Source organism: Hungatella sp., from assembly GCF_046966825.1.
Genome location: NZ_JBKVCZ010000050.1, coordinates 12,031 through 35,381, shown reverse-complemented (window position 1 = coordinate 35,381; position 23,351 = coordinate 12,031). Strand labels below are relative to the sequence as shown.

At 51.0% G+C, this 23,351-nt stretch carries 21 protein-coding genes and 1 pseudogene; 9 read left to right on the top strand and 13 right to left on the bottom strand.

What is annotated here, in order from left to right:
* Positions 1-201: 201 nt before the first annotated feature.
* Positions 202-1,758 (bottom strand): PucR family transcriptional regulator, encoded by a 1,557-nt coding sequence (locus tag ACLTD4_RS16400; protein WP_117624452.1) that lies wholly within the window; start codon positions 1,756-1,758, stop codon positions 202-204.
* 226 nt (positions 1,759-1,984) lie between these two features.
* Between ACLTD4_RS16400 and ACLTD4_RS16395 the strand changes: the two genes are divergently transcribed.
* The 6 genes and pseudogenes from ACLTD4_RS16395 (at position 1,985) to ACLTD4_RS16370 (ending at position 8,683) form a co-directional block, all read left to right on the top strand.
* Entirely contained in the window at positions 1,985-2,491 is a 507-nt protein-coding gene (locus ACLTD4_RS16395; protein ID WP_029467346.1) for a (2Fe-2S)-binding protein, read from the top strand.
* A gap of 1 nt (position 2,492) precedes the next feature.
* Positions 2,493-3,362 (top strand): annotated as a pseudogene (locus ACLTD4_RS16390) (xanthine dehydrogenase family protein molybdopterin-binding subunit); the annotation flags it as partial.
* A 64-nt stretch (positions 3,363-3,426) separates the two neighbouring features.
* Complete coding sequence (locus ACLTD4_RS16385) at positions 3,427-4,761, top strand: xanthine dehydrogenase family protein molybdopterin-binding subunit (protein ID WP_412331425.1); 1,335 nt, start codon at positions 3,427-3,429, stop codon at positions 4,759-4,761.
* Positions 4,762-4,768: 7 nt separating this feature from the next.
* Positions 4,769-7,180 carry an FAD-dependent oxidoreductase gene (locus ACLTD4_RS16380; protein ID WP_117624450.1) on the top strand — a complete coding sequence of 804 codons (2,412 nt, stop codon included), beginning with the start codon at positions 4,769-4,771 and terminating at the stop codon, positions 7,178-7,180.
* Between the two features lie 31 nt (positions 7,181-7,211).
* Complete coding sequence (locus ACLTD4_RS16375) at positions 7,212-7,835, top strand: NTP transferase domain-containing protein (protein WP_117624449.1); 624 nt, start codon at positions 7,212-7,214, stop codon at positions 7,833-7,835.
* Between the two features lie 140 nt (positions 7,836-7,975).
* Positions 7,976-8,683: a hypothetical protein gene (locus ACLTD4_RS16370; protein WP_118519194.1), complete on the top strand. Its 708-nt coding sequence runs from the start codon at positions 7,976-7,978 to the stop codon at positions 8,681-8,683.
* Between the two features lie 212 nt (positions 8,684-8,895).
* Here ACLTD4_RS16370 and ACLTD4_RS16365 read toward each other — a convergent pair whose 3' ends face one another.
* From ACLTD4_RS16365 to ACLTD4_RS16315, 11 genes are all read right to left on the bottom strand, one after another.
* Positions 8,896-9,396: a metallophosphoesterase family protein gene (locus tag ACLTD4_RS16365; protein ID WP_055660695.1), complete on the bottom strand. Its 501-nt coding sequence runs from the start codon at positions 9,394-9,396 to the stop codon at positions 8,896-8,898.
* Positions 9,393-10,007, bottom strand: a complete 615-nt coding sequence (rdgB, locus tag ACLTD4_RS16360; RefSeq protein ID WP_055660717.1) for an RdgB/HAM1 family non-canonical purine NTP pyrophosphatase — start codon at positions 10,005-10,007, stop codon at positions 9,393-9,395. The genes ACLTD4_RS16365 and rdgB overlap by 4 nt, the downstream gene beginning before the upstream one ends.
* Before the next feature lie 27 nt (positions 10,008-10,034).
* On the bottom strand, positions 10,035-11,540 hold the full coding sequence (locus ACLTD4_RS16355) for a lectin like domain-containing protein (protein WP_117624446.1): 1,506 nt from the start codon (positions 11,538-11,540) through the stop codon (positions 10,035-10,037).
* A 4-nt stretch (positions 11,541-11,544) separates the two neighbouring features.
* Entirely contained in the window at positions 11,545-12,702 is a 1,158-nt protein-coding gene (locus ACLTD4_RS16350; protein ID WP_412331422.1) for a THUMP domain-containing class I SAM-dependent RNA methyltransferase, read from the bottom strand.
* A 1-nt stretch (position 12,703) separates the two neighbouring features.
* Positions 12,704-13,252, bottom strand: coding sequence for a phosphodiesterase (yfcE, locus tag ACLTD4_RS16345; RefSeq protein ID WP_117624445.1), 549 nt, complete (start codon positions 13,250-13,252; stop codon positions 12,704-12,706).
* A gap of 67 nt (positions 13,253-13,319) precedes the next feature.
* Positions 13,320-13,628 (bottom strand): rhodanese-like domain-containing protein, encoded by a 309-nt coding sequence (locus tag ACLTD4_RS16340; RefSeq protein WP_002604607.1) that lies wholly within the window; start codon positions 13,626-13,628, stop codon positions 13,320-13,322.
* A 192-nt stretch (positions 13,629-13,820) separates the two neighbouring features.
* The gene (locus ACLTD4_RS16335; protein WP_117624444.1) at positions 13,821-14,036 is read right to left on the bottom strand and encodes a hypothetical protein; all 216 of its coding nucleotides are present in this window, start codon (positions 14,034-14,036) and stop codon (positions 13,821-13,823) included.
* A gap of 309 nt (positions 14,037-14,345) precedes the next feature.
* The gene (locus ACLTD4_RS16330) at positions 14,346-15,071 is read right to left on the bottom strand and encodes a C40 family peptidase (protein WP_002604609.1); all 726 of its coding nucleotides are present in this window, start codon (positions 15,069-15,071) and stop codon (positions 14,346-14,348) included.
* Positions 15,072-15,207: 136 nt separating this feature from the next.
* On the bottom strand, positions 15,208-15,903 hold the full coding sequence (locus ACLTD4_RS16325) for a C40 family peptidase (protein WP_055660692.1): 696 nt from the start codon (positions 15,901-15,903) through the stop codon (positions 15,208-15,210).
* A gap of 208 nt (positions 15,904-16,111) precedes the next feature.
* Positions 16,112-16,585: a DUF1700 domain-containing protein gene (locus ACLTD4_RS16320; protein WP_002604611.1), complete on the bottom strand. Its 474-nt coding sequence runs from the start codon at positions 16,583-16,585 to the stop codon at positions 16,112-16,114.
* Between the two features lie 100 nt (positions 16,586-16,685).
* Complete coding sequence (locus ACLTD4_RS16315) at positions 16,686-18,623, bottom strand: fructose-1,6-bisphosphatase (protein ID WP_055660688.1); 1,938 nt, start codon at positions 18,621-18,623, stop codon at positions 16,686-16,688.
* A 342-nt stretch (positions 18,624-18,965) separates the two neighbouring features.
* Between ACLTD4_RS16315 and ACLTD4_RS16310 the strand changes: the two genes are divergently transcribed.
* Genes ACLTD4_RS16310 through ACLTD4_RS16300 form a run of 3 tightly spaced genes read left to right on the top strand, consistent with a single transcriptional unit; the run spans position 18,966 to position 21,863 of the window.
* Positions 18,966-19,772 carry an MBL fold metallo-hydrolase gene (locus tag ACLTD4_RS16310; RefSeq protein WP_117622442.1) on the top strand — a complete coding sequence of 269 codons (807 nt, stop codon included), beginning with the start codon at positions 18,966-18,968 and terminating at the stop codon, positions 19,770-19,772.
* A gap of 53 nt (positions 19,773-19,825) precedes the next feature.
* Complete coding sequence (locus ACLTD4_RS16305; RefSeq protein WP_055660684.1) at positions 19,826-21,004, top strand: M23 family metallopeptidase; 1,179 nt, start codon at positions 19,826-19,828, stop codon at positions 21,002-21,004.
* Positions 21,005-21,053: 49 nt separating this feature from the next.
* Positions 21,054-21,863, top strand: a complete 810-nt coding sequence (locus tag ACLTD4_RS16300; protein WP_081034402.1) for a helix-turn-helix domain-containing protein — start codon at positions 21,054-21,056, stop codon at positions 21,861-21,863.
* Between the two features lie 33 nt (positions 21,864-21,896).
* Here ACLTD4_RS16300 and ACLTD4_RS16295 read toward each other — a convergent pair whose 3' ends face one another.
* A complete protein-coding gene (locus ACLTD4_RS16295) occupies positions 21,897-23,084 on the bottom strand; it encodes an iron-containing alcohol dehydrogenase (RefSeq protein WP_055660682.1) in 1,188 nt (395 codons plus the stop codon).
* Positions 23,085-23,351: the final 267 nt, after the last annotated feature.

Sequence of the window (23,351 nt, the reverse complement as noted above, 5' to 3'; positions counted from 1 at the left end):
ACCAAACACTTTTTTATAAAAAGGGTACCCCGCCTTGTCACCTTCAGGCCGGAGCACCCTTTTTCCATCCACCATTTATTCCAGGCTAATCTAATCTAAGCTAATCTAATCTAATTCCCCCCCACATGCCAAAAACCTACGTTTTACCTCCTTACAAAGCCAGTACCCTCCCTCCCGCTCTCCACAAGCTCTGAGGCGTACTCACTCCCCCTCCTTTGGCAACGTCCCACTATAACACCCGCTCTTCATCCACAGCGGAAGCAGCTTCGCCAGCACGCTGAACAGAAGCCGCCCCTCATCGCTGGAGAGGTCCGCATCCCACAAATCCTCAATCAACTTAATCCGGTAGCGGACAGTATTAACGTGTGTATACAATTTATCCGCCGTCTTCTGGTAATTGAACTTACATTTGACAAAGACCCTTACAGTCATCGCCAGGACATCCCGTTTTTCCTCATCCATCTGATTCAGAAGCTCGTCCATTTCCCCCAGCATCTGGTTAATGGGCCATGAATTCTCCGGGTAGTTGAGCAGCCGGTAGATACCTAAATCATGGTAATAGCAGATCCGCTCGCCGTACTCCAGAAGTCCGGCGATATGGGCCGCGCTTTCCGCCTCAAAGAACGCGGTAACCGCCTGGGAAATGGTGTAATACCGGCTCACTCCCGCCCTGCACCGTTTGCCGGCGCCGTCTAAAATATCCAGCAGACGGCGGCCAAAATGGTCCACATCTTCCGTCGATACAAACAGCCGCAGACTCCCTTCCGCCGAAAAGCTGTAACAGAGCTGCTGCGGAAAATAATGATGGATCAGATAGGACAAATACTCCTTTTTTCCATCCGCCGCACCGTCTGTCTCCTGCTCCCGAAGCACCAGCGCATATCCTGATTCCGGAAACAGGTTTGTCACTGAGGAATCCGGCATCTGTCCGCCGCAGATCATTTCCATCGCGGCCTCAATCCGGCGGGAACGCCGTTTGTAATCGTCGATACCGGTACAGAGAATGGAGGCGTAGTTTAAAAGTATGTAATCCGATGGCTCGAATCTGCCCTCTTCTCCAATCAGGCAGAGCACACCAAATGGCAGGCGGTTTTTAAACAGCTCCGCCTGCAGCAGCATTTTCTCCGAATACGATGAGGAATAGAGGCTTACATGGGATAACGGGGACTTCTGCGGCTCCTTCCGCCAGTAGGCCGGATAGAAAACAGCCTCATTCAGCACGGGAACCGGCGGTTTCACAAAGGTATCCTGCCCCACGATCAGTGCGGCCTGGCAGCCGGTCCAGTAACTCAGGCCGTCTAAGAGAGAATCCGTTCCGCTGATGTAAAACCGGTGCTGAAGGTCCTCCAGTACCCTGTCATAAGCTCTTACAGTTCCATCCGTCCTGGACGCAATCAGATGAGAATACTCATTTATCAGCGATACAAAACGTTCCGCTGCCACAGTCCCGAAGACCAGTTCCCGCTCGCGGCATGCCTTTGCCAGCGCATCAATCCGCTCCTCTTCCTCCCCGGATAAATCCGCGAGAAATCCGGCCGCCCCACAGCCCTTTCGCTCATCCAGCCACAAGGCCAGCGGCTCTCTCCCACTGGGAATCAGGCCGCCGCATACCAGAAGCAGACTCTGCGGCTCCCACACTGCCGGCCCGGACCTGCAAATAAAAGCCAGGCCGCTAACCTCTTTCTCATAAAACGGTGTCCGAAAGCGGCACTCTGAAAAAGTCCCGCATCCGGCCAGATACTCTAATTTTAATTTCATTTCCGGCGAAGCTCCTTTCCCTACAAAAACATGGCTCACTTTTTGTAGATTACCTGTCTTACACCTGTGTTATAGTTATTTTAGGCATAATGATATATTTTTGTCAATAACGTTTCACTTTTTTGGTCAATTGCCGAAAATGATTATCAGACACGCCCCAGAGGCAGCAAGACGGAGATTCGATGATCCGTTTGATAAATACCATTGTAAGGAGGTTACAAAAATTATGGGCGAAAACAAAAAATTGGTCACAATCACCGTAAACGGTGATGTGTACCAGCTGGGTGTGGGGAATGCAGTGGGTGAGATTGCTCCTGCGGACACACTGGCAGAAACGCTGCGTGAGCGCCTTCTGCTGACAGGAACCAAGATTTCCTGCGATGACGGCGCCTGTGGCTGCTGTACCGTCATCATGAACGGGAAGGCCATACCGTCCTGTACGGTGCTGACCATCGAGTGCGACGGCGCCGACATCCGTACCATCGAGGGACTCCAGGACCCGAATACAGGCGAACTGGATAAGGTACAGCAGGCATTTGTCGACCACTCCGCATTTCAGTGCGGATACTGCACACCGGGAATCATCATGACGACCGAGGCACTGCTGGCGGAAAATCCGCATCCGGATGAGGAAGAAATCAAGGAAGCTCTGGCCGGAAATTACTGCAGATGCATCAGCCATTACCAGGTGCTGGAGGCCGTGAAGCAGGCCGCCAAAGAAGGGAGTGAATGATATGGGTAAGGAATTCAGATATGTGGGTAAGCCGACTCCCCGAATAGACGGCAAGGCCATTGTAACAGGGTCAGCCGAGTACGCAAACGATATACATATGCATGGAATGCTGTATGGCCGTATTAAAATGAGTCCCCATCCTCACGCGATGATTAAAAAAATAGATGTGAGCAGGGCCATGGAACTCCCCGGAGTCAGAACGATCATGACCTATGAAAATGCATTTGACTGGATTACCGGAATGCCTGCACAGAAGCGGCTTCTGGACCGCCATGTACGTTTTGTCGGTGACCCGGTAGCGCTGATTGCGGCCACGTCAAACCGCATTGCCGAGGAGGCGGCCGATTTAATCGAGGTGGAATATGAGGTTCTCCCGGCTGTCCACGATTTGGACGAAGCCATTGCCGACGGAGCCCCGCAGTTATACGAGCAGTTTCCTAACAATATCATTGAGCGCGGCTGCCCGCCCTTCGGCCCCAAGGCCCTGCAGGAGCTGGTCATCGGTGATATCGAAAAAGGCTTTGAGGAATGTGCTGTCGTCGTAGAGGGAACCTCCAGGTATGAGACGATCTCCAATCCGCTGCCCGCTGAGAGCCCGGGCCTCGTCGCCTGGTGGGATGGGCCGAACCAGTGCAACATGAAGGGAAGTTTCCAGAGCCCCAACATTCAGAAAATGATTATGCAGCTCGCCATGTCAAATGTCAACGTCCGTGTCATTTCCGCCAATGTAGGCGGAAGCTTCGGAAGCAAGAATACGGTTCCCATGGAAGGTCTCTACTGCGCCGCACTGGCGAAAGCAACGGGAAAACCGGTGAAGCTGATCATCTCCAAGGAAGCTCATTTAGCCACCTATATGCTCCGTTTAGGCAGCCGTCTGACCGCAAAGGTGGGACTCCTCCCCGACGGTACGGTTTCACGCCTACGAGGGAACCTGGCTGGTCGGCTCAGGCGTTCACTCCGACTTTGGCCAGGGCCAGATCGCCAACGGCTTAGGGCGCGCCATGCTGCTGCTCAACAAATGCAAACACTGGAATTACCAGCCCCATCTGGTCGCCACCAACCGCTGCCGTTCCGGCGGTATCCGCGGATTCGGCGGGCAGGAATCCTATGCATCACTCGTTCCGGTCCTGTCCATGGCTATGGCAAAAATGAATTTAGATCCGGTTGAATTTTTCAAGAAAAATATGTGTGACATCAACGGCGGCTATTACTGGGTTGAGGGGCACTGGTGGGAAAACCATTTCTTAAGCTACAATGATGTCATGGATCACGCGGCAGAACACTTCGGCTGGAAAGATAAGTTCCAGGGCTGGCTGACACCGTATAAGACCGAAGGAAGCAAGCAGTACGGCGTAGGCTGCTGTGTCCACGGAAGCGCAGACTGCGGTATGCTTCACGGCGAGGCCTTCGTCAAACTGGACGGTTGGGGGACAGCCAATATCAACGTCTGTATTGCCGAATCCGGCATGGGACAGCGATCCTCCGTTGTAAAGATGGCTGCCGAAATTCTAAACCTGCCGTTGGATAAAGTAACGATCTCGACGCCTGACAGCCAGGATAACCCATGGGACTGGGGACTGGCCGGATCGAGAGGAACCCTTGTATACGGGCGCATGGTAGGCGACGCGGCCCGAAACGCCAGAACACAGCTGCTGGAGGGCGCAGCCGCTATTCTTCACTGCCCTGCCGAAATGCTGGATACGCGTGACGGAATCATTTTCATGAAAGACAACCCGGAAGTCGCGCTTCCATGGATTGCCGTGTTAGGGCCCATGAACACCATTACAGGCCATGGCGTCTTCGAAATGGATCACTCCAAGCCATGCTTCATGATCGCATTCGTCGAGGTGGAAGTGGATACCGATACCGGAGACGTAAGAATTGTGCGCATAGTAGAGGGAACCGACGTCGGTCAGGTTATTGATCCGTATTCCTTAAAGATGCAGTTGGAGGGCGGCCTGGGAAGCTGCGGAAGCGACAGCGCCATTAACGAGGAGATGATTCTGGACGAAAAGACCGGAAAATTCCTGACTAACAATCTGGTTGATTTTAAGTGGAGAGTCTTCCCGGATCTTCCGACCTTTGAAACCCATATTGAAGAGACCCCCAACGATTTAAGCGCATTTGGAGGAATCGGAGTCGGTGAGATATCCGGTGCTCCGTTACCGGGCGCTATCATGATGGCGGTTTCCAATGCAATCGGCATTCAGCTTATGGATTATCCTCTGACACCGGATCAGATCCTTAAGGCGTTAGGAAAGGCGAGGTGAACACCAAATGAAAAATTTTAACCATACGGATGCAGAGAGCTTAAGCCAGGCCGCCGGCATTTTAAAGGAAGAACAGCAAAATGCCCGAATTATCGCAGGCGGGACGGATCTGCTCAGTGTCTTAAAACATAAATTAGAACCGGATTACCCGGAAACAATTGTGAATATTAAATCCATTGAAGGACTGGACCACATCGTGGAGGACGAAGACGGCCTGAAGATTGGTGCGACCGCCAAACTCTGTGATATTGCGTCCTCACCTCTGATTCAGCAGGAATACGGTGCGCTGGCCGACGCCGCGAGAAGTGTGGCGACTCCCTTAATCCGCAACCTTGCCACCATCGGCGGCAATCTCTGTCAGGAAGTCCGTTGCTGGTACTACCGCTATCCCGATGAAATCGGCGGCAGAATCCAGTGCCTCCGCAAGGGGGGCGACACCTGCAACGCCATGACCGGAGAAAATAAGAACCACTCCATTTTCGGAGCCAGGAAGGTAAACTTAAGCGGCTGTTCTTCCAACTGTCCCGCCCATGTGGACATCCCGGAATACCTTGCAAAGCTGCGCGCCGGCGATATGGATGGCGCGGCATCGATCCTGCTGGAGGCTAACCCGATTCCGGCCGTCACCTCCCGTGTCTGTACCCATTTCTGCCAGATGAACTGCAAGCGGAAGGAGTACGATGACAATGTCAACATTGGAGGCATGGAGCGGTACGTGGGTGACTATATCCTGGAACACAGCGACCGGTTTATGGTACCCCCAAAGACCGACAGCGGCAAGCGCGTTGCCATCGTAGGCTCCGGCCCCGCCGGTTTGACTGCGGCATTCTATTTAAGGAGCCGCGGACACAGCGTCCGGGTGTACGATAAAATGGAGGAAGCCGGCGGACTTCTCCGCTATGCAATTCCGGAATACCGTCTGCCAAAGGAGATCGTCAGAAACTTAATCTCGGCTCTGGAACACATGGGGATCGAATTCCTGACAGGCGTTGAGATCGGAAAAGACATCCCGGTGAATGATCTGGTGGAACAGTATGACAGCGTCTTTCTAAACACGGGCGCCTGGAAACGGCCTCTGATCGGGCTCGATGGGGAAGAGCTCACCACCTTCGGCCTGGATTTCCTGATTGAAGTCAATAAATGGATGGAAAGCAAGATCGGCAAAGATATCATCGTTGTCGGCGGCGGAAACGTGGCGGTGGACGTAGCAATCACAGCCAAACGTCTGGGCGCTGCAAACGTGGTTATGGCGTGTCTGGAACCGGAAAATCAGATGCCTGCAAGCGAAGAGGAATTGAACCGCGCCAGAGAAGAAGGCATCACGATCCTCCCCTCCTGGGGGCCAAAGGAGATTCTCCGCGACAATGGGGAAATCGTAGGGCTCGTCTTAAAACGCTGTACCGCCGTCTTCAATGAGCTGGGCCATTTTGCCCCATCTTACCATGAAAATGAAACTACCACACTTCACGGCAGTTCCATCCTCATGGCGGTAGGCCAGAAAACCGACCTCTCCTTCCTGGGTGAGGCGCTGGAGCTGGAGGTCAGCCGCGGGCTGATATCCGTAGACCCTGCGACTATGAAAACCAGTGTATATAAAGTCTTTGCAGTCGGCGACGTCACGACCGGACCGAAAACGGTGGTGGACGCCATTGCAGACGGCAAAAAAGCTTCTGTCGCAGTCCACTGCTTTATGACCGGCGAGACGGAAGGGGACGCGAGACACCCGCTAGGCGGGCTGATTACCTTTGACGCCTCCTGTACCGGTCACTCAAAAGCCGCCAGGCTGCCGGAACGCCCGAAGGAGGAGCGTGGACTTCATCTGGAGGATTCCTATGGACTTACGTGGGAACAGGTGCAGGAAGAGGCAAAACGCTGCTTTAACTGCGGCTGTCTCGCCGTGAACCCCTCCGATGTGGCAACCGTCCTTACCGCGATGGATGCGGAGATCGTAACCAGCAAACGCAGAGAACCGATCGGAGAAATGATGAAGAAATCCCACTGCCGGCTGGTGGAAGAGGATGAAATTGTAACGGAAATACGAATTCCGGCTTCCGCCAGGGACTACCGGATCGGCTATGACAAATTCCGTGTCAGGGATTCCCATGATTTCGCCGTAGTCAGCGTCGCCTCCGCCTACAAGGTACAGGATGGCGTCGTAACAGATGCAAGAATTGTATTGGGTGCCGTCGCCCCGATTCCGCTGCGCGCCAAGGAGGCGGAAGCTTATATCACCGGAAAAGCAGTCACTGGGGAACTGGCAGCGGAAGCGGCTGAGATCGCCCTTCAGGGAGCGCTTCCGCTTTCCAAAAATGGCTATAAAGTACAGATTGCCAGGACTCTGGTTCGGAACTCCTTGTTAAATGCCAGAACTCCACAGCGGAGTGAGGACAGTGGCGCTGACGCGCAGTTAATGACCTGATGTACTATTTAATGATATAGGAGGGAAGCTTATGGGCAGAATTGAAGCAATACTTTTAGCCGCGGGTTATTCTTCCAGGATGGGGCGTTTGAAACCTCTTCTGCCCATAGGAGGGACCACGGTGATCCGCAGGCAGGCCGAAGTCCTTGACGGCCTGACCGACCGGACCATCGTGGTGACCGGTTACCGTGGAGATGAAGTGGAAGCACATTTATCCGGGAGCCGCGTAACAACGGTCAGAAATCAGGCCTTTGCGGAGGGTATGTTTACCTCGGTAAAGGCCGGGATTCTGGCTCTGGACCAGGAGGTTTCGGCATTTTTGATTCTGCCGGTAGACTACCCGCTGGTAACACGGTCGCTGATAGAAGATCTGATAGATGAATTCCACCGCTCGGACACTCCCGTCCTGTATCCCTCTTTTTCAATGCGGAAAGGCCATCCTCCTGTGATCTCGGCCGACTGCATTCCGGATATACTGTCTTATCAGGGCGATGCGGGACTAAAAGGAGCACTGACACCATTTAACAGCGAAGCGGAGTATTTTTCAGCGGAGGATGAGACCTGCATCATAGATATGGACACGCCGGAGGACTATAAAAAGGTGCTGGCGCTGGAGGCAAGGCTGCATCAGAGTCTTTTCACTGCCGCCAGGTAACGTATACAGCGACAAGCGGCCAGGAGATAATAGAAGCCGGTTTTATAATAATTTTTAATGAATTTTCACAACAATAATCGTGGTTTTTTACTCCTTTTCGTAGTATAATGTAGTTACTCTCACGGAAAGGAGGTAAGATCATGTTAAATACACAGAACCAGGAATTATTACAGGCGATCGGATGTATGGTTGGCGAAAAATTGGAGACTTGCTTTACTGAGTATGACGCGAGGTTGGATGCGAAACTGGATGCTCGTTTTGCTGAGTATGATGCGAGGTTGGACGTGAAGCTGGATGCTCGCTTTGCTGAGTATGATGCGAAACTGGACGTTCGCTTTGCTGAATATGATGCGAAACTGGACGCTCGCTTTGCTGACTACGACGCTAAACTCGTTTCACAATTCGCCGACTACGACGCTAAGCTCGATTCACGTTTCGTAGAGTACGACGCAAAACTTGATTCACGTTTCGTAGAGTACGACGCAAAACTTGATTCACGTTTCGACGACTACGACGCTAAGCTCGATTCACGTTTCGTAGAGTACGACGCCAAACTTGATTCACGTTTCGACGACTACGACGCAAAACTCGACTTCCGTTTCGAATCAACCACCGCATACCTGCTGTCAGAAATAGACAGCCGTATTGCCAGGAGCAAAGCCATGCTTCTCGATGAAATTGAGCGCATCCACATGCAGGTATGGGAAAACTCCAAAAAGCTGAAGCAGCTCCAGAAGGACGTATCCTCGCTGAGATCGAAAGACAATGATTTCGGCATCATTTATTCCTATCTGAATAAGCTCGACTTCCGGGTCTGCAGACTGGAGTCTGCCCTATCGCCCCTATAACCCCTGAAATGAAAAACGCTCCGGCATATCGTTGCGGGAGCGTTTTTATAAACAAACAGGTATCTGGTAGTACGGACTACCAGACCTTCATATTCTAACCTTCCATTTTTCTGTAACATCCCAAATCCACTTAAACACCTTTACACATTTCTTCCCACTAATTTCACTACAGGCACTTCTTCCTCAATCTCTTTTTCTTAATTCTCCACCCACTAATTATACTGCGGCTCCAGAAAGTTTAAAGTAAAATGCGCCTTCCCCTGATCATCCAGTTCCATAATCATAAACGACGGTTTCCTTCCATCCTGTCTGGGATAAGACAGACTTCCGGGATTCAAGATAGTCACACCGCCCCGCACCTCATAGAAAGGTCTGTGGGTATGTCCGTACATGACGATATCCAGACGGCGGTCTCTCGCTTCCTGCTCTAAGCGCTCCACGCCCAAAGATACATTATAATAGTGACCGTGAGTCAGAAGGACGCGGTACTCTCCAATCTTTAATTCCTTCTCCCGGTCTAAATTGGAAAAAAAGTCGTTGTTTCCCAGCACCATTTCCAGGTCACAGTCTTCTCCAACCCAGCCGGCGATTTTCGTTTCGCTGCCTTCCGCATCGCCAAGATGAATAAGCATATCGAGCGGCGATGTCTTCTCAATCACTTTTTTCAGATTATCGTCTTTTCTGTGTGTATCGCTCACAATCAATATCTTCATCGCACGTCCCCCTTATAAATCTCTTCCAGCTTCCGCTTCATCGCCTCAAGCGCTTTCCCGCGGTGGCTGATCCGGTTTTTCTGCTCCATGGTAATCTCCGCGCTGGTCACTCCGAACTCCGGCAGGAAGAGGATCGGATCGTATCCAAAGCCGCCATTTCCCGCCGCTTTTTCTGCAATGATTCCCTCCATGGTCTCTTCCGTATGGACAACACTTCCATCCGGCAGCACGGCCGCAATATTGCACACAAACCGGGCGCTTCTGTCGTCACCGGCCGCCTCATTGACCCTGGAGATAATGGTCTGGTTCTTGATCTCATAGGAAGTATCCTCGCCCATATATCTGGCTGAATAGATACCCGGCTCTCCATTTAGACAGTCCACCACCAGGCCGGAATCGTCCGCAAGGACAATTCCTCCGGTCTCAGCCCACACCGCTTTCGCCTTGATCTCCGCGTTCTCACCAAACGTTTTCCCATCCTCGACGATCTCCGGATCGGCCCCGGCCTCTTTCATGGATAAAATCTCCATTCCCAAATCGGCCAGAATCAGCCGGATCTCCTTCATCTTTCCCTCATTGCCAGTGGCAAATACGATCCTGTTATTACTCATCTGTATATTCTCCTTCATAAAACGGATTCACTTCCTGTCCGTGGTATAGGCCTTCAGGCAGAGGTTGCATTTCTGCTCCTCCTCGACCCTGGTAAAATTCACCCCATCGGGACTGATGTACCCCTCACCGTCACTGATGTCCACGACCGTCTTTCCATCCCCTGCATCGTATTCGATTGCGGCCGGATGGACGCTGTCCGGAGTCGTCAGCTTCACCAGCACGGCAAACCGCTCCCCCGGTTCAAGATCCAGCCCAGCCCCTGTATCTGCGTTCAGAGGGATGGTATAGAATCCGGCATAGTCGAGACTTCCTGACGCCGCCAGCTTCCGGTTTTTGAAACCTTCTCCGGCCTTTATGGACTCCTCGTCCCCGATATTTTTCACAACATAGACTTCATAGGAAGAATGTCTGTCTGTGGCATAGAATCCAGCCGCCTCCAGAGTCTCCTTCCCCTGCGCCTCATAGACATTGGAGAACCATACCGTATCGGAACCATACCCCAGCTGCCCCACCCAGCCCCTTAAATCTGTCTGGTAGTTATGATCGTAATGATCCGGATCTTCCACATCCGTGTAAATAATATTATTCAGCCCGATATTGGAGTCGTAATATGACACATAAAAATATCCGTCATCGCCAAAGCCGTCTCCCCAGCTGTTCATGCAGATAAACGCTCCATCGCCATTGACTTCCATGTTAAAATTCTCCCGCGGATACTCGTCATCCCAGCCAATGATCACGGAATCATGGTTCGGCGGCTGAGACCCAATATAGCAGTAGGTGTATTTCTCCTCATTATAATGAACGGACTGGCTTTCCTCGTCCGTCATGGAAGTGTAAAGGGAGCTTTGTACGCCTCCGTACTGCAGAATGGCCCTCTTAATCTTTTCATAATCTTTTCCCGGTACCAGTTCGACTCCCTGGACATGTTTGACCGCCTTCAGGCCTGCGGGAGAGACACCATCTCCATAGGGATCATCCGCTTCCAGGACCGGCCCCTTCCAGGACAGGAGATACGCCATAGACATCGTATACTCCCCTCCGTCGCTCTGCGGAATGCAAAAACCATTATTCAGGGACATATGATCCTCCGAAAAGTCGTATACCTCATTAGGAAGCAGACGCGCTTCCAGCGCCATCAGAGAGGCAAAGGCCCAGCAGGTTCCCAGAGATCCCTGGTTCTTTATCGAAGGCGCCCTGCCTGTTGTACGGCCGTCATAGGCCACAGGAAGCACCTCCGGCACCGGATTCGCGGCATCTCCCACCCCATCAGTTCCGGCGTCTCTCCCCGTCTCCGACTCCAGCGGTCTGTTAAATTCTCTGCCGCCCATCTCCGCATTTCCATTGCCCTGGGCCACATCGTTTTGATCTGCACTGCCCTTACCGGCATCTCTGCCGTTCTCCCCGGTACCCGTAAATGCCCATTCCGGCACTCGGAAGCCGCCTGTCGGCCACCGGCCGTTAATCCAGAGTACAGCGGTTCCGGTGAGCACCAGAACTGCCGCCGTTCCCAGCCATTTTCCTGCTTTCAACTAATCAATCTCCTGTTTTCCGCTTCGGAGGTTTCGGTCCCATAAACTGGTAGAAATACGTCTTCATCATACCATTGTAAATCTTCCGGTTCTTGTCCGCTTTTCGCCCGACGTACCGTTCCGCATCCTCATAAGCGGTTATCATATAGAGGGACCAGGAATCCAGCGCGCGGTATCGTTCACCGATCTCCTTATACAGCGCCGGCAGACTCTCCTTCTCCTCAATTCTCTCTCCATAAGGCGGATTCGTAATGATAAATCCGTACTTCTTCGGATGGCTGAGCGCGCTTAATGGCCTCTGCTGGAAATGAATCATATGATCCACACCTGCAGACTCCGCATTGGCTCTCGCCGCCTTCACAATATCGCCATCGATATCGTACCCCTGGATATCGACCTCCACCTCTGTCTCCAGCAGATCCGAAGCCTCATCCATGGCCTCATACCAGAACTTCCGCGGTATGATGTTCTTCCAGTCTTCCGCCAGGAAGGACCGGTTCATGCCGGGTGCCATATTGGCCGCTATCATGGCTGCTTCAATCGGAAATGTACCGCTTCCGCAGAAGGGATCCACCAGAATCCGGTCCCGGTTCCACGGTGTCATCATGATCAGAGCCGCGGCCAGGGTCTCCGTGATAGGCGCCTTGCTGGTAAGGGTACGGTAGCCTCTTTTATGGAGCGAATCTCCTGAAGTATCGATCCCTACCGTCACCTCATCTTTATACAAAAATACACGGAGCGGATAGCTGCTTCCGCTCTCCGGAAACCATTCCAGGCCATACGCCTTCTTCAGCCGTTCCACCATGGCTTTCTTCATGATCGACTGGATATCGGAAGGGCTGAACAGCTTGCTCTTGATAGAGGACGCCTTCGCAACCCAGAACTTTCCGTCCTGAGGAATATATTCCTCCCACGGAATACTCCGCGTATTCTGAAATAACTCTTCAAATGATTCCGCATGAAAGCTTCCCACTTTCAACAGGACACGCTCTGCCGTGCGCAGAAATATATTCGCGCGGCAGATGGTCTCTTCATCTCCGATAAATGTCACACGGCCGTCTTCCACCAGTGTGATATCATAGCCCAGATCCGTAATTTCTCTTTTTAAAACAGCCTCCATGCCAAAGTGACACGGCGCAATGAGTTCAAATGTTTTTTTCACTTTATTCTCCCAGGTTCTTTTCTTTAATCACGCGGCCCTCGAAATCCAGGATCCGAAAGACCCCATCCTCCAAAATCGCGTATGTCGGCGGATTGCCTTCCTTCGGTATGGATACGGAGCCGGGATTTAAGATGGTGATATCCCCGCACTGATCCGCCCGGAGCACATGGGTGTGCCCATGAAGCAGCACATCCCCCTTCTGCATGGGTGGAAGGTGATTCTCATGATAAACGTGGCCATGTGTGGCATAGATGGTGATTCCATCAATCACCAGCAGCGCATAGTCGGCCATCACAGGAAATTCCAGTACCATCTGGTCCACCTCCGTGTCACAGTTTCCCCTGACACAGTAGATTCTGTCTTTACAGCCATTTAACATGGCCAGCACCTCTTTGGGAGCATATTCCTTCGGCAGATCATTTCTCGGTCCGTGATAAAGAATATCTCCCAGTAAAACAAGGCGATTCGCTCCGGATGCCTCAAACGCTTCCAGCAGCTTTCTGCAATAGAACGCGGAACCGTGGATATCGGACGCAATCATATATTTCATAAGTAAATTCTCCTTCTTGCATTAATAGGTATATTTTAAGTCTTACAGGGCGTATCTGTCAATAAATTTACCCTCGAACCAGATATTTTCCGCGGTAATAGGCGATTCCGTTAGCCACATTCAGCACAGAATACCCCATACGGGCCAGATAACGGCAAACCATCATACTTTGTCCGCCTCTCGCACAGTAAAATACCAGCAGCTTATCCTTTGGAAGTTCGGAAACTCTCTGCTCCATTTCCTCATACGGAATATTGACAGCCCCATTTAAATGGGCTCTCTGATACGATGCGGCGTTTCGCAGATCAATCAGCATCATATCGTACTCATTTTCTATATAATAATCGACTTCACCAATCGGTATTGTCTTGAACATACAATCACCTGTCCTTTCTATTACCATTATATTCACGACCCGTGAAAAGTTTATCTTTCTGATCATGGCTGCAGGAAAGGCGTCCTTGCAATCAAAAAGCACAGGGAGATATGCTTTCGCATCGTTTCCCTGTGCTTTTCGACGAAATCATGAACTTATTGGCAAGTCCTTATTTTCGTACCACCAGACAGATTAATAGTCAGACTTATTCTGGCTGTTATTCTGGTTGTTGTTGCGGCTGCTGTTCTGGCTGTTGTTCTGGCTGTTGTTGCGGCTGCTGTTCTGGCTGTTGTTCTGGCTGTTGTTCTGGCTGTTGTTCTTGCTGCTGTTCTTGCTGTTGTTCTGATTGCTGTTCTTGGAAGAATTGCTGCAATCGTTGTAGTTATCATTGTAGTTGTTATTAGACATCTTATGATACCTCCTGTCGGATTTTTTGTTACACGGTTAGTATGGCCGATTCCTCAAATATTATACGAAAAATTATGAAAAATAACTTTGCTTTTTTCATCTGCCTATATTATAATTAAAGTGAGGAATTAGATTTCCTCATCCTTATTAATTATTTATACTCCCCTCAGAAGAGTCCGGATAGCTCCCCTATCCGGGCTCTTCCTTTTTTTGACCATATTTTTGATCCCGACGGATGCAAAAGACTCCCGGCAGCCAGTGCCGGGAGTCTTATATCCCTTATCGAAAATCCAGTTATCCGCTTGTCCATTATTCGCCAATGACATTGACAATCTTGACGGGAGTCCGGTAATTCCACTGAGAAATCTTGATTCCCGTTTTATAGGTGGAGGAGTGTACGATCTGTCCATTGCCGATATACATGGCTACGTGATTGATCGATCTTCCGTTCCCGTAAAAAATCAGATCGCCGGGCTTCATCTGGTCAGAACTCACAGCTACTCCCTGGGAAGCCTGTCCGCCTGAAGAACGGTTTAAAGAAATACCTGCCGCATGCTGCATGATGTATCTCGTAAATCCGGAACAATCCACTCCGGTATGAGGATCACTGCCGCCATAGGCGTAACGTCCGCCCACAAACTGCAGTGCGTAATTGACAACACTCTGTCTGAACTCCGCAGGAGCGTCGTATGCTGCTTCCAGTGCGGCGATCGTCGCCTCGTCGGTCTGGGTAACTGTTGCGTTTCCGTCGACCGGAAGATAACCGTATGTATCCTTAACCTTCACTTTCACGAATCCGTCACCCATGTCTTCCACGACCTGGAATGATGATCCCCTGGAAGCTGCCATCAATACTTCCTGGCCGCTCTCATCCGTGCTGATATTCACGGTCTCTGCTTCAACTGTTGCGATATAATTACCTGAACTGAGTCCTGGTCCGGAAACTTCATCCGCTTTGGCATCTGCCGGATTTGCAAGTACAATTGCTCCACAGAAAGCCAAAAGGCTTAATGTTTTCCATGTATTCTTTATCATTGGGACATTGCTCCTGTTTTTTACTTTTTCGTTCTAATTATTACGTAATTGTTAAAATCATTACGTTTATTATACATTTATCTTGCTTTTCAGTCAAGTATTATTTCATTCCGATAACATTCCATTATTTTCCATATCAGTTCAGCACTCTGACTACCTTGACAGGCGTCCGGTACGTCGCGTTGGATATCTTGATTCCCGTCCGTTCCGTGGAGGCATGTACAATCTGTCCGTTGCCGATATACATAGCCACATGATTGATATAGCCCTTGCCGCCGTAGAAAATTAAATCGCCCGGTTTAATGTCGCTGTAGCTGACGCTGCGTCCCTCTCCCGACTGTGCTCTGGAGCTGTGGCTCAAGGAAACGCCTGCCGCGTGCTGCATGATATATCTTGTGAATCCGGAACAGTCGGCTCCGGTATTCGGGTCCGTCCCGCCATATACGTAACGGTTCCCAACAAACTGAAGCGCATAATTCACCACGTCCTGACGCAGCTTCACGCTTTCATCCACTTTTTCCTTTGTCTTCTCGATCAGGGTCGCCCGATTGCTCGGTATGTACCCCTCGCCTTCCGCAGTGCTGATCTTTACCCAGCCGCCTTCTGCCGGTGCGGCAACTTCATAAGTCTGCCCCCGTAAGACTTTTGTAACTGCCTCTCCGCCCGCGTTCTTTGCCTTCCGTACCACGACGTCCGGCGCATCTATCTTCGCATACAGTGTTGTACTTGTTTCCACTTCGATCTCTGCCGCTTTTGCGGTAACCGGTGAATTCCAGGCCAGAACCGCATAGAGGCCGATGACCCCCAGCACTTTCCAAGTTTTGTTCCCCATGTTTTTCCAACTCCTGATTCTTACGTTTTTATTTCGTTTGTTTATCATTATGTAATATGTTACACAAATGTTACAAAAATTAGTATACTCTACTCATCGTCATATGTCAAGCAAAAATCAGGCAAAAACGGCAGTCATACCGAAAACACCGGTATAACTGCCGTTACACTTTTGTAATATTTATAATCTGTTTTTAATAATTTTCTTTTTACCGCCTGGGGCCCCGGATTAACCAGACCACCAGAAGAATCAGAAGAAGCGGTCCCATGAGAGGTATCAGAAGACTGAATAAACCGGTCACAATACTTGCGACTATAAAGAAGAACAGCACTGTCACAACCACAGCCAGAAGCTTCCAATACCACTTGTTCAAATCAACAAAGTGGAAATGGCGGCCCGGTCCGGCCTCTTCCTCATATACTGTCTGGCCCTCGTTCCGGTACGTATCATACGCAGACTGGTAGCTTCCGCCCTCTCTGGCATTCTCCGTGGCCTCCATGATCGTCTTAGCGATCAGCCTCGGATCTCCGATCGCGCCGGTCACTTCGTCTTCCGTCTGGCCGCCCGCCGTCTCCGTTCTGATATAATCGTCGTAGTATCTTATATTTTCCTCAATCACATTTCCAGGCACTTCGCCGGTCAGCGTGTCCCGCAAACGCTGTAAAAACTCCTGTCTGCTCATTGAAGCCTCCTTCAGTAAAGTAACTGACCTTTCCTAGTATACCATTTCCCCCAGGCTACGTAAAGGAATCTTCTGTAAATTAATTATTAAAATTTCATAATTATTCTACTTTTTCCTTTAATATGCCTTCTCTGTAAGCGCCTACCAGTTCTTTCAAATCCGCAATGCGCCCCGCCAGCTCCACACCCTTGTCCGTGTCCGCCACCATGACCCGCTTATGCATATTCTCCACAATGGATACCCGGGGCGTGCTCTCTTTTTCCGGGTCAAAGGGCTTATGCTCGGCCAGGGCCAGGTGGTTGGAATTATAAATCAGGGTATACCCGGCGATTCCGGTCCTGGACTGGTACGCCTTCGACAGGCCTCCGTCAATGATGAAAAGCTTCCCTCCCGCCTTTACTGGAGACTCTCCCTCCTTGATTTTAACGGGCACGTGGCCGTTGATAATATGGGAACCCGATTTCGGAAGCCCAAACTCCTCCAGAATCCGGTCACACGTCTCTTCCTTAACGCTGAGCCGGTAATACGGATTCATCGGTTCTTTATGAGTGGCCGGGTCCTCGATAAAATAGTGTTCGAAGGTCGTCATCTTGCCTTTACCGTAAACCGGTGACTTAGCCCCGCACCACAGATACCACATGAAGTCCATGGCATCTTCCTTTTCCGGCGATTCCTCCGCCATGAAATACGCGTTCTGCACCTTCCGGTCCACATAGTCCATCAGCGCCTGTCCCGAATAGGAAATGCCGTCCACCACGATCTCGTCGAAGCTTCCATCCTCCTTCATCGGGATACAGCCATGGTAAAGCAGATTGGAATTATAGCATTTGTAAAGACTTCCATGAGAATAAAGGAAACGGATATGCTTATGCAAAAGCTCATTGTGTTTAAATGACAGCTGAAGCGTATGAAGAAGGTCTTCCTCCTCTGCCGTTAATCGGAGCGGATCCTTAGGGTCCACCGTTGGAAATGACAGATCCAGCATCGGATATTCCCTTCCCTCCAGCACCACCACGCCCCGATCGAAATCGACGGCCTCCAGAAGTCTCCTGTCATCCATCTCATACTCCGGATGGCGCCCGATAATCTGGCCCTGCACCTTGAACTGAATGATGGCGATGGCCTTGTGCATCTTGGCCGCCAGCCCCGGATCCACCGCATCGTAGATATTCTCATCCAGAATCTGGGGAACAAAGCGCTCGCACGGATCATTGTGGTAAACCCTGGCCGCGAACATGGACAGCGGACGGAGATTGATTCCGTAGCCGTCTTCCAGCACATCGAAGCTGTTGTAGCTGATCGCAATGCGCAGTACATTGCAGATGCAGGCCAGGTTGCCGGTTGCCGCTCCCATCCAGGAAATATCATGGTTTCCCCACTGGATATCCACATCATGGAACTGCATCAGCTCTTTCATAATAATATCCGCCCTGGGGCCTCTGTCAAAAATGTCGCCGATAATATGCAGGCTGTCGATTGTCAGATTCTGAATCAGTTCACACAGCGCGATAATAAATTTATCTCCGACCCGGATGTCGATGATCGAACGGATAATCTCGCTGTAGTATACCCGTTTATTGTCGTCATTATAATCCACATGAAGAAGTTCATCGATCACATAGGCAAATTCCGGCGGCATTTTCTTTCTCACCTTGGAACGGGTGTATTTGGAAGAAACCACCTTGCAGATCTGGACCAGACGGTAAATGGCAACTCTCTGCCAGTCGTCCGTAGCCAGGCCCTTCAGCTGCATCTGGCTCACCACCCGCTCGGGATAGTAGATCATGTTAGCCAGTTCCACCTCTTCTTTTTCCGGAATAATATGTCCGAATGTCTCCGTGATCTTTTCCCGGATAATACCGGAAGCGCTGCGGAGCAAATGGATAAACGCCTCATACTCTCCGTGCAGGTCACTGAAAAAGTACTCGGTTCCCTTTGGAAGCCCCTGAATCGCCGTTAAGTTAATGATCTCGCTGGAGGCCGCCTTGATCGTCGGATACTCCCGCGACATCAGCTTCAAGTAAGCTAAGTCTCTCATAATCCTCTCTCCTCACCCATCATGCCGCTGCCTGAGTCCTTGCAGACCGTCCCTCCTTTCCCTTTCCATACCGTGCAGCCGCATCTCTAATAAAGTAATAGTAACACAAAATATGGCCTTTTGAAAGCCCCATTCCCCGGCACAAACCGCGTAAATTCTACATATGGCCCTTCCAAACAGATAAGCCTGCAAATCCTTTCCCCGTGGGACTTGCAGGTTTTTTTAAGTTGTAGTAACATACTTACAGAGGGGCAAAGGCCCCGGAGCAGGGAATCTTGCCGCATACGGCATTCAATACACAGGACAGCCCAGATCCGGCTGTCAGTAATCAGGAGGCAGAAAGTGGAACAGTTATATGTATTCGGAACCGGTCACGCCGCCGTGACACGGTGTTATAATACGTGCTTTGCCATAGAAAAGGACGGGGAATTTTTCATGACGGACGCAGGCGGCGGCAACGGCATTCTGAGAGTTCTCCAGGACATGAATGTGGACATGACCCACATCCACCATATCTTCGTCACACACAGCCACACAGACCACATACTGGGAATCGTCTGGATGGTACGTTTCATCGGCACGAAGATTTTAAACGGCTCCTATGAAGGGCAGCTGCATTTATACAGCCACAAGGACTTATTGCCGGCCATCGAGACCCTGTGCCGTCTGACGCTACAGGAAAAGCTGTGCCGCCTCATCGGGGACCGCATCGTACTGATTCCCGTCTCTGACGGAGAACAGCGGCAGATACTGGACATGGACGTCACCTTCTTCGACATCCACTCCACCAAGGCAAAACAGTTCGGCTTTACCGCCATACTCTCAGACGGGCGGAAGCTCACCTGCTGCGGGGATGAGCCATTGAATCCGCTCTGCGCCCCCTATGTGGAAAACAGCGCCTGGCTGCTTCATGAGGCCTTCTGCCTGTATGAAGACAGGGACCGTTTTAAACCGTATGAAAAGCACCACAGCACCGCCAGAGACGCGGCCGAAACCGCCAGAGACATGAACGCGGAAAATATCGTGCTGTGGCACACCGAGGACACGGATCTGGAACATCGCAGAGAACGGTATACGGCAGAAGCGGAAGCACTGTTCCATGGCGGTATCTTTGTGCCGCGTGACGGGGATATCATCCCTCTTTCATAAAATTTCATATTCTCTCCACTCTCCGCATAGGATGAGATGGAGGAGATTTTCTTATGAAAACATGGAAAGAACGAATCGCAGAATCGCCAGAGACTCTGCACCACATTATTATTTACATAGAGGTCATCGTACTGACACTCCTTTTAGTATCCCTTTTTCTGATCACCCCAGGCGGGAAATTCTCGTTTCCGGCGTCGAACCAGGACGGAAAAGCCACCTCCTCCGAGGCGAAGAAGTATATCAAATGGGTAGACTTTAAGGTAACAGCCAAGGCCATGCAGGAGGCGTTCCGGTACGATGTCAACACCTGCCAGTCCAGCCCCCATCTCAACTGGGTGGATCTGCTCTCCTATTTAGGGACACGGTACGGCGGAGATTTTTCCAAATACTCCACCAAGGACTTAGATACGCTGGCAGAACAGCTCTTATCCGGAAAAACGCTGGAGGAGCTGACCGCAAATATGAAGTATTACACCTATTACCGTCAGGCCTACGGCGCCGTTTTAGACGGTCTCGTCGGTCAGTACGACATTCAGATCGCCGCGGAAAATGCGCCCTTATTCGCCACTCCGGCGGTGAACTCCGACGGGACCACGGACCCGGACCGCGTATGGGTCACAAAATATGGTTTAAAAGCGTTTTCTCCCATCGCCAAAGGATTTCCTTATCAGGATTACGACGACTTCGGCGTCTCCCGTTCCTATGGCTACAAACGCCAGCATCTGGGTCACGATATGATGGGTCAGGTCGGTACTCCCATAATCGCAGTGGAATCGGGATATGTGGAGGCCATCGGCTGGAACCAGTACGGCGGCTGGAGACTTGGTATCCGCAGCTTTGACGGAAAACGATACTACTATTACGCGCACTTACGGAAAAATTATCCCTACCATAAATCCCTCAAGCAGGGAAGTATTATCACAGCCGGCGATGTCATCGGCTATCTGGGAAGGACCGGTTACAGCCGGACGGAGAACACCAACAATATCGATGAGGCGCACCTGCATTTCGGCCTTCAGCTTATTTTTGATGAGTCTCAGAAAGAAGGAAACAACGAGATCTGGGTGGACTGCTACGAACTCACGAAGTTCCTGTCCATGAACCGCTCAGAGACGCTTAAGAATCAGGAAACCAAAGAGTACGACCGCATTTACGACATGAAGGACCCGGATATCCCGAACAACTTCGTGCCCCACGCCCCTTTGCCGGAGGAACAGCATATTCCTGATTAGCTTAAAGTAAGGGGCCGCATTCACACATACAGAAAAAGGGGATCCAGTCATGAATCCAGTCAAAACCGGAGCATTGATCAGAGAGCAGCGAATTGAAAATCACTTAACGGAACAGGAGCTGGCCGAAAAGGCCGGAATCTCTGTGGAATTACTGGAGTCGTACGAACAAGGTACGGCTCTTTTCCGTGCTTCCGTCTTAAAGAGGCTGACCGGGCCGCTGGGCCTGTCCCTGATGGAAATGATGTATGGAAAGAGACTCACTGCCGTACGCAGTTCTCATCTTAATACGATTCGCATGGACCTTATTCGGACCGCCTATGATTATAAAGAGTATTACTGGATTATCGACGGCAAGGCGATCGTCACATATCTGGACGAGTGGGTTCGTGCAGGCGGCTGTCCCGATTTAGAGCCCTTCGGTTCTCTCACCGGACTCCTTCCGGCCTGGACCGGCGAACTGATATGGAAGGCAGACAACCGCTTCATCTGGGAAATGATCGACTCGCCGGAAACGCTCAATGTACCGATTCTGGTCTGTGAAGACGACTGCGATCTAAGCTGCATCGTCATCATGGCCAGAATACGGAAAACAGAAAATCTCGTTTTCTGGGAAAAGCTGGGCCGTCTGACTCATGAGAACGAAGACTTCAATCTGGAAAAACGTTCCGGAATTCTTTGCCTGGAGGCCTATACAGATGAAGACTGGAAACAGTACGGCGATAATATCGCCTGTGAGCCGTGTGACAGTGCAGAATACCGGCAGTGGATTGCAGAACCTGGCTGGTGTTTTGAAAGGGCTGCATATGACCGTATGGTGGAGGCATTCCGGGATGTATATAAGGCAGGCGGAAAGCGCTGATTTGCTGCGTTTACCGTCTGCCTTATTTCACCCTTAAAGCGCCATTCGATAGATATCCATCATCTCATGCTTCCCCAGCTCTCTGATTCCCGGAAGCACCCGTCTGCCAAAGTTCGTACACTTTTCAGCCATCTCGTCAAAGTCCTCTTCCTTCACGTCGGCTTCCAGGTCCGTCAGCCGAACCGGCATATTCAGGCTCTTAAAATAATCCTCCATCCGCTGAATGCCATCCAGCGCAGTTTTTAGCGGGTTCTCGAAATTCATCTCCACATCCCAGACACGGACAGCCAGCTGGGCGAACCGCATGGGATCGTCACCGCAGACGTATCTGGCCCAGGAACAGAAGAGCGCGGAAAGACCGGCGCCGTGAGCCACCTCCGGATATTTCCCCGACAGCTCATGTTCCAGCTGATGAACCGTCATCATGACCTCCCGTCCCAATCCGGTTAAATCATTATGGGAAAGGCTTCCCGCCCACATCAGGGTCGCTCTCGCCTCATAATCTTCAGGGTTTAAGTCCGCCGCAGCTCCTGCCTCTATGACAGCCTTCATAAGCCCCTCTGCGATACGGTCTGTCAGCGCCGTGTCCTTTGTAGTGCCGCCTAAATACCGTTCCAGCGTATGCATCAGAATATCCACAGTCCCGCATCCGGTCTGGAATCTGTTCACCGTAAAGGTCAGCTCCGGATTGCAGACAGCAAAAAGCGGCCGATGGGTCGGACAGTTAAAGCCTCGTTTCAATCCATTCTCTTCATTGGTGATCACGCAGGACTGGCTCGTCTCGCTTCCCGAGGCGGACAGCGTCAGAATATTGCCATGCGGAAGTGCCTTCGGAGGAACGGCTTCCTTCATGAAGTATTTCCATGGGTCAATCTCCGGATTCGGTGTCCCATCCGCAATACACTTTGCGGAGTCGATCACACTGCCGCCTCCTACCGCCAGAATAAAGTCCACGTTCTCACGGCGGCAGATCTCCATGCCTTCCAGCGCCTTAGACAGCGTCGGATTCGGCTGCACTCCGCCAAAGAGTATGAATTCAATTCCTGCTTCTTCCAAAGATGCCGTCACCTGGTCCAAAAGACCGCTTCTCTTCACGCTGCCGCCGCCATAGTGGATCATAACCTTTCGGAAACCGTACTCTCTGATGATTTCTCCTGCACGCTTCTGCGTGTCCCTGCCGAAAATCACTTTTGTGGGGACACAGTATTCAAAATTATTCATAGCTTTCCCTCCCGCGGCTTGACTTCATGTATCTCTGATCAGTTTATTGAAAGTATATTTACAGTATTTTTGATATTGATCGATGTTTCCATTTTACCATATTCAGTTGTATTTTTCAATCATCAAAATGTTTTATTTTTTGTGTAGGCGTAAACATTGTTACAGTTCACAGCCCAGCCGGCCTCTGCTTCCCGGTCTGTCCCGGCTGGCTCAAGTGCTGTTTCCAGTGACTTTGCAGGGGATTAGCAATTAATCAAAAAAGAGCAG

Bases quoted from the DNA above. Each gene is read 5' to 3' on its own strand.
- ACLTD4_RS16400 (WP_117624452.1), bottom strand. From the start codon at position 1,758: ATGAAATTAAAATTAGAGTATCTGGCCGGATGCGGGACTTTTTCAGAG.
- ACLTD4_RS16395 (WP_029467346.1), top strand. From the start codon at position 1,985: ATGGGCGAAAACAAAAAATTGGTCACAATCACCGTAAACGGTGATGTG.
- ACLTD4_RS16380 (WP_117624450.1), top strand. From the start codon at position 4,769: ATGAAAAATTTTAACCATACGGATGCAGAGAGCTTAAGCCAGGCCGCC.
- ACLTD4_RS16375 (WP_117624449.1), top strand. From the start codon at position 7,212: ATGGGCAGAATTGAAGCAATACTTTTAGCCGCGGGTTATTCTTCCAGG.
- ACLTD4_RS16370 (WP_118519194.1), top strand. From the start codon at position 7,976: ATGTTAAATACACAGAACCAGGAATTATTACAGGCGATCGGATGTATG.
- ACLTD4_RS16365 (WP_055660695.1), bottom strand. From the start codon at position 9,396: ATGAAGATATTGATTGTGAGCGATACACACAGAAAAGACGATAATCTG.
- rdgB (WP_055660717.1), bottom strand. From the start codon at position 10,007: ATGAGTAATAACAGGATCGTATTTGCCACTGGCAATGAGGGAAAGATG.
- yfcE (WP_117624445.1), bottom strand. From the start codon at position 13,252: ATGAAATATATGATTGCGTCCGATATCCACGGTTCCGCGTTCTATTGC.
- ACLTD4_RS16340 (WP_002604607.1), bottom strand. From the start codon at position 13,628: ATGTTCAAGACAATACCGATTGGTGAAGTCGATTATTATATAGAAAAT.
- ACLTD4_RS16335 (WP_117624444.1), bottom strand. From the start codon at position 14,036: ATGTCTAATAACAACTACAATGATAACTACAACGATTGCAGCAATTCT.
- ACLTD4_RS16330 (WP_002604609.1), bottom strand. From the start codon at position 15,071: ATGATAAAGAATACATGGAAAACATTAAGCCTTTTGGCTTTCTGTGGA.
- ACLTD4_RS16325 (WP_055660692.1), bottom strand. From the start codon at position 15,903: ATGGGGAACAAAACTTGGAAAGTGCTGGGGGTCATCGGCCTCTATGCG.
- ACLTD4_RS16320 (WP_002604611.1), bottom strand. From the start codon at position 16,585: ATGAGCAGACAGGAGTTTTTACAGCGTTTGCGGGACACGCTGACCGGC.
- ACLTD4_RS16315 (WP_055660688.1), bottom strand. From the start codon at position 18,623: ATGAGAGACTTAGCTTACTTGAAGCTGATGTCGCGGGAGTATCCGACG.
- ACLTD4_RS16305 (WP_055660684.1), top strand. From the start codon at position 19,826: ATGAAAACATGGAAAGAACGAATCGCAGAATCGCCAGAGACTCTGCAC.
- ACLTD4_RS16300 (WP_081034402.1), top strand. From the start codon at position 21,054: ATGAATCCAGTCAAAACCGGAGCATTGATCAGAGAGCAGCGAATTGAA.
- ACLTD4_RS16295 (WP_055660682.1), bottom strand. From the start codon at position 23,084: ATGAATAATTTTGAATACTGTGTCCCCACAAAAGTGATTTTCGGCAGG.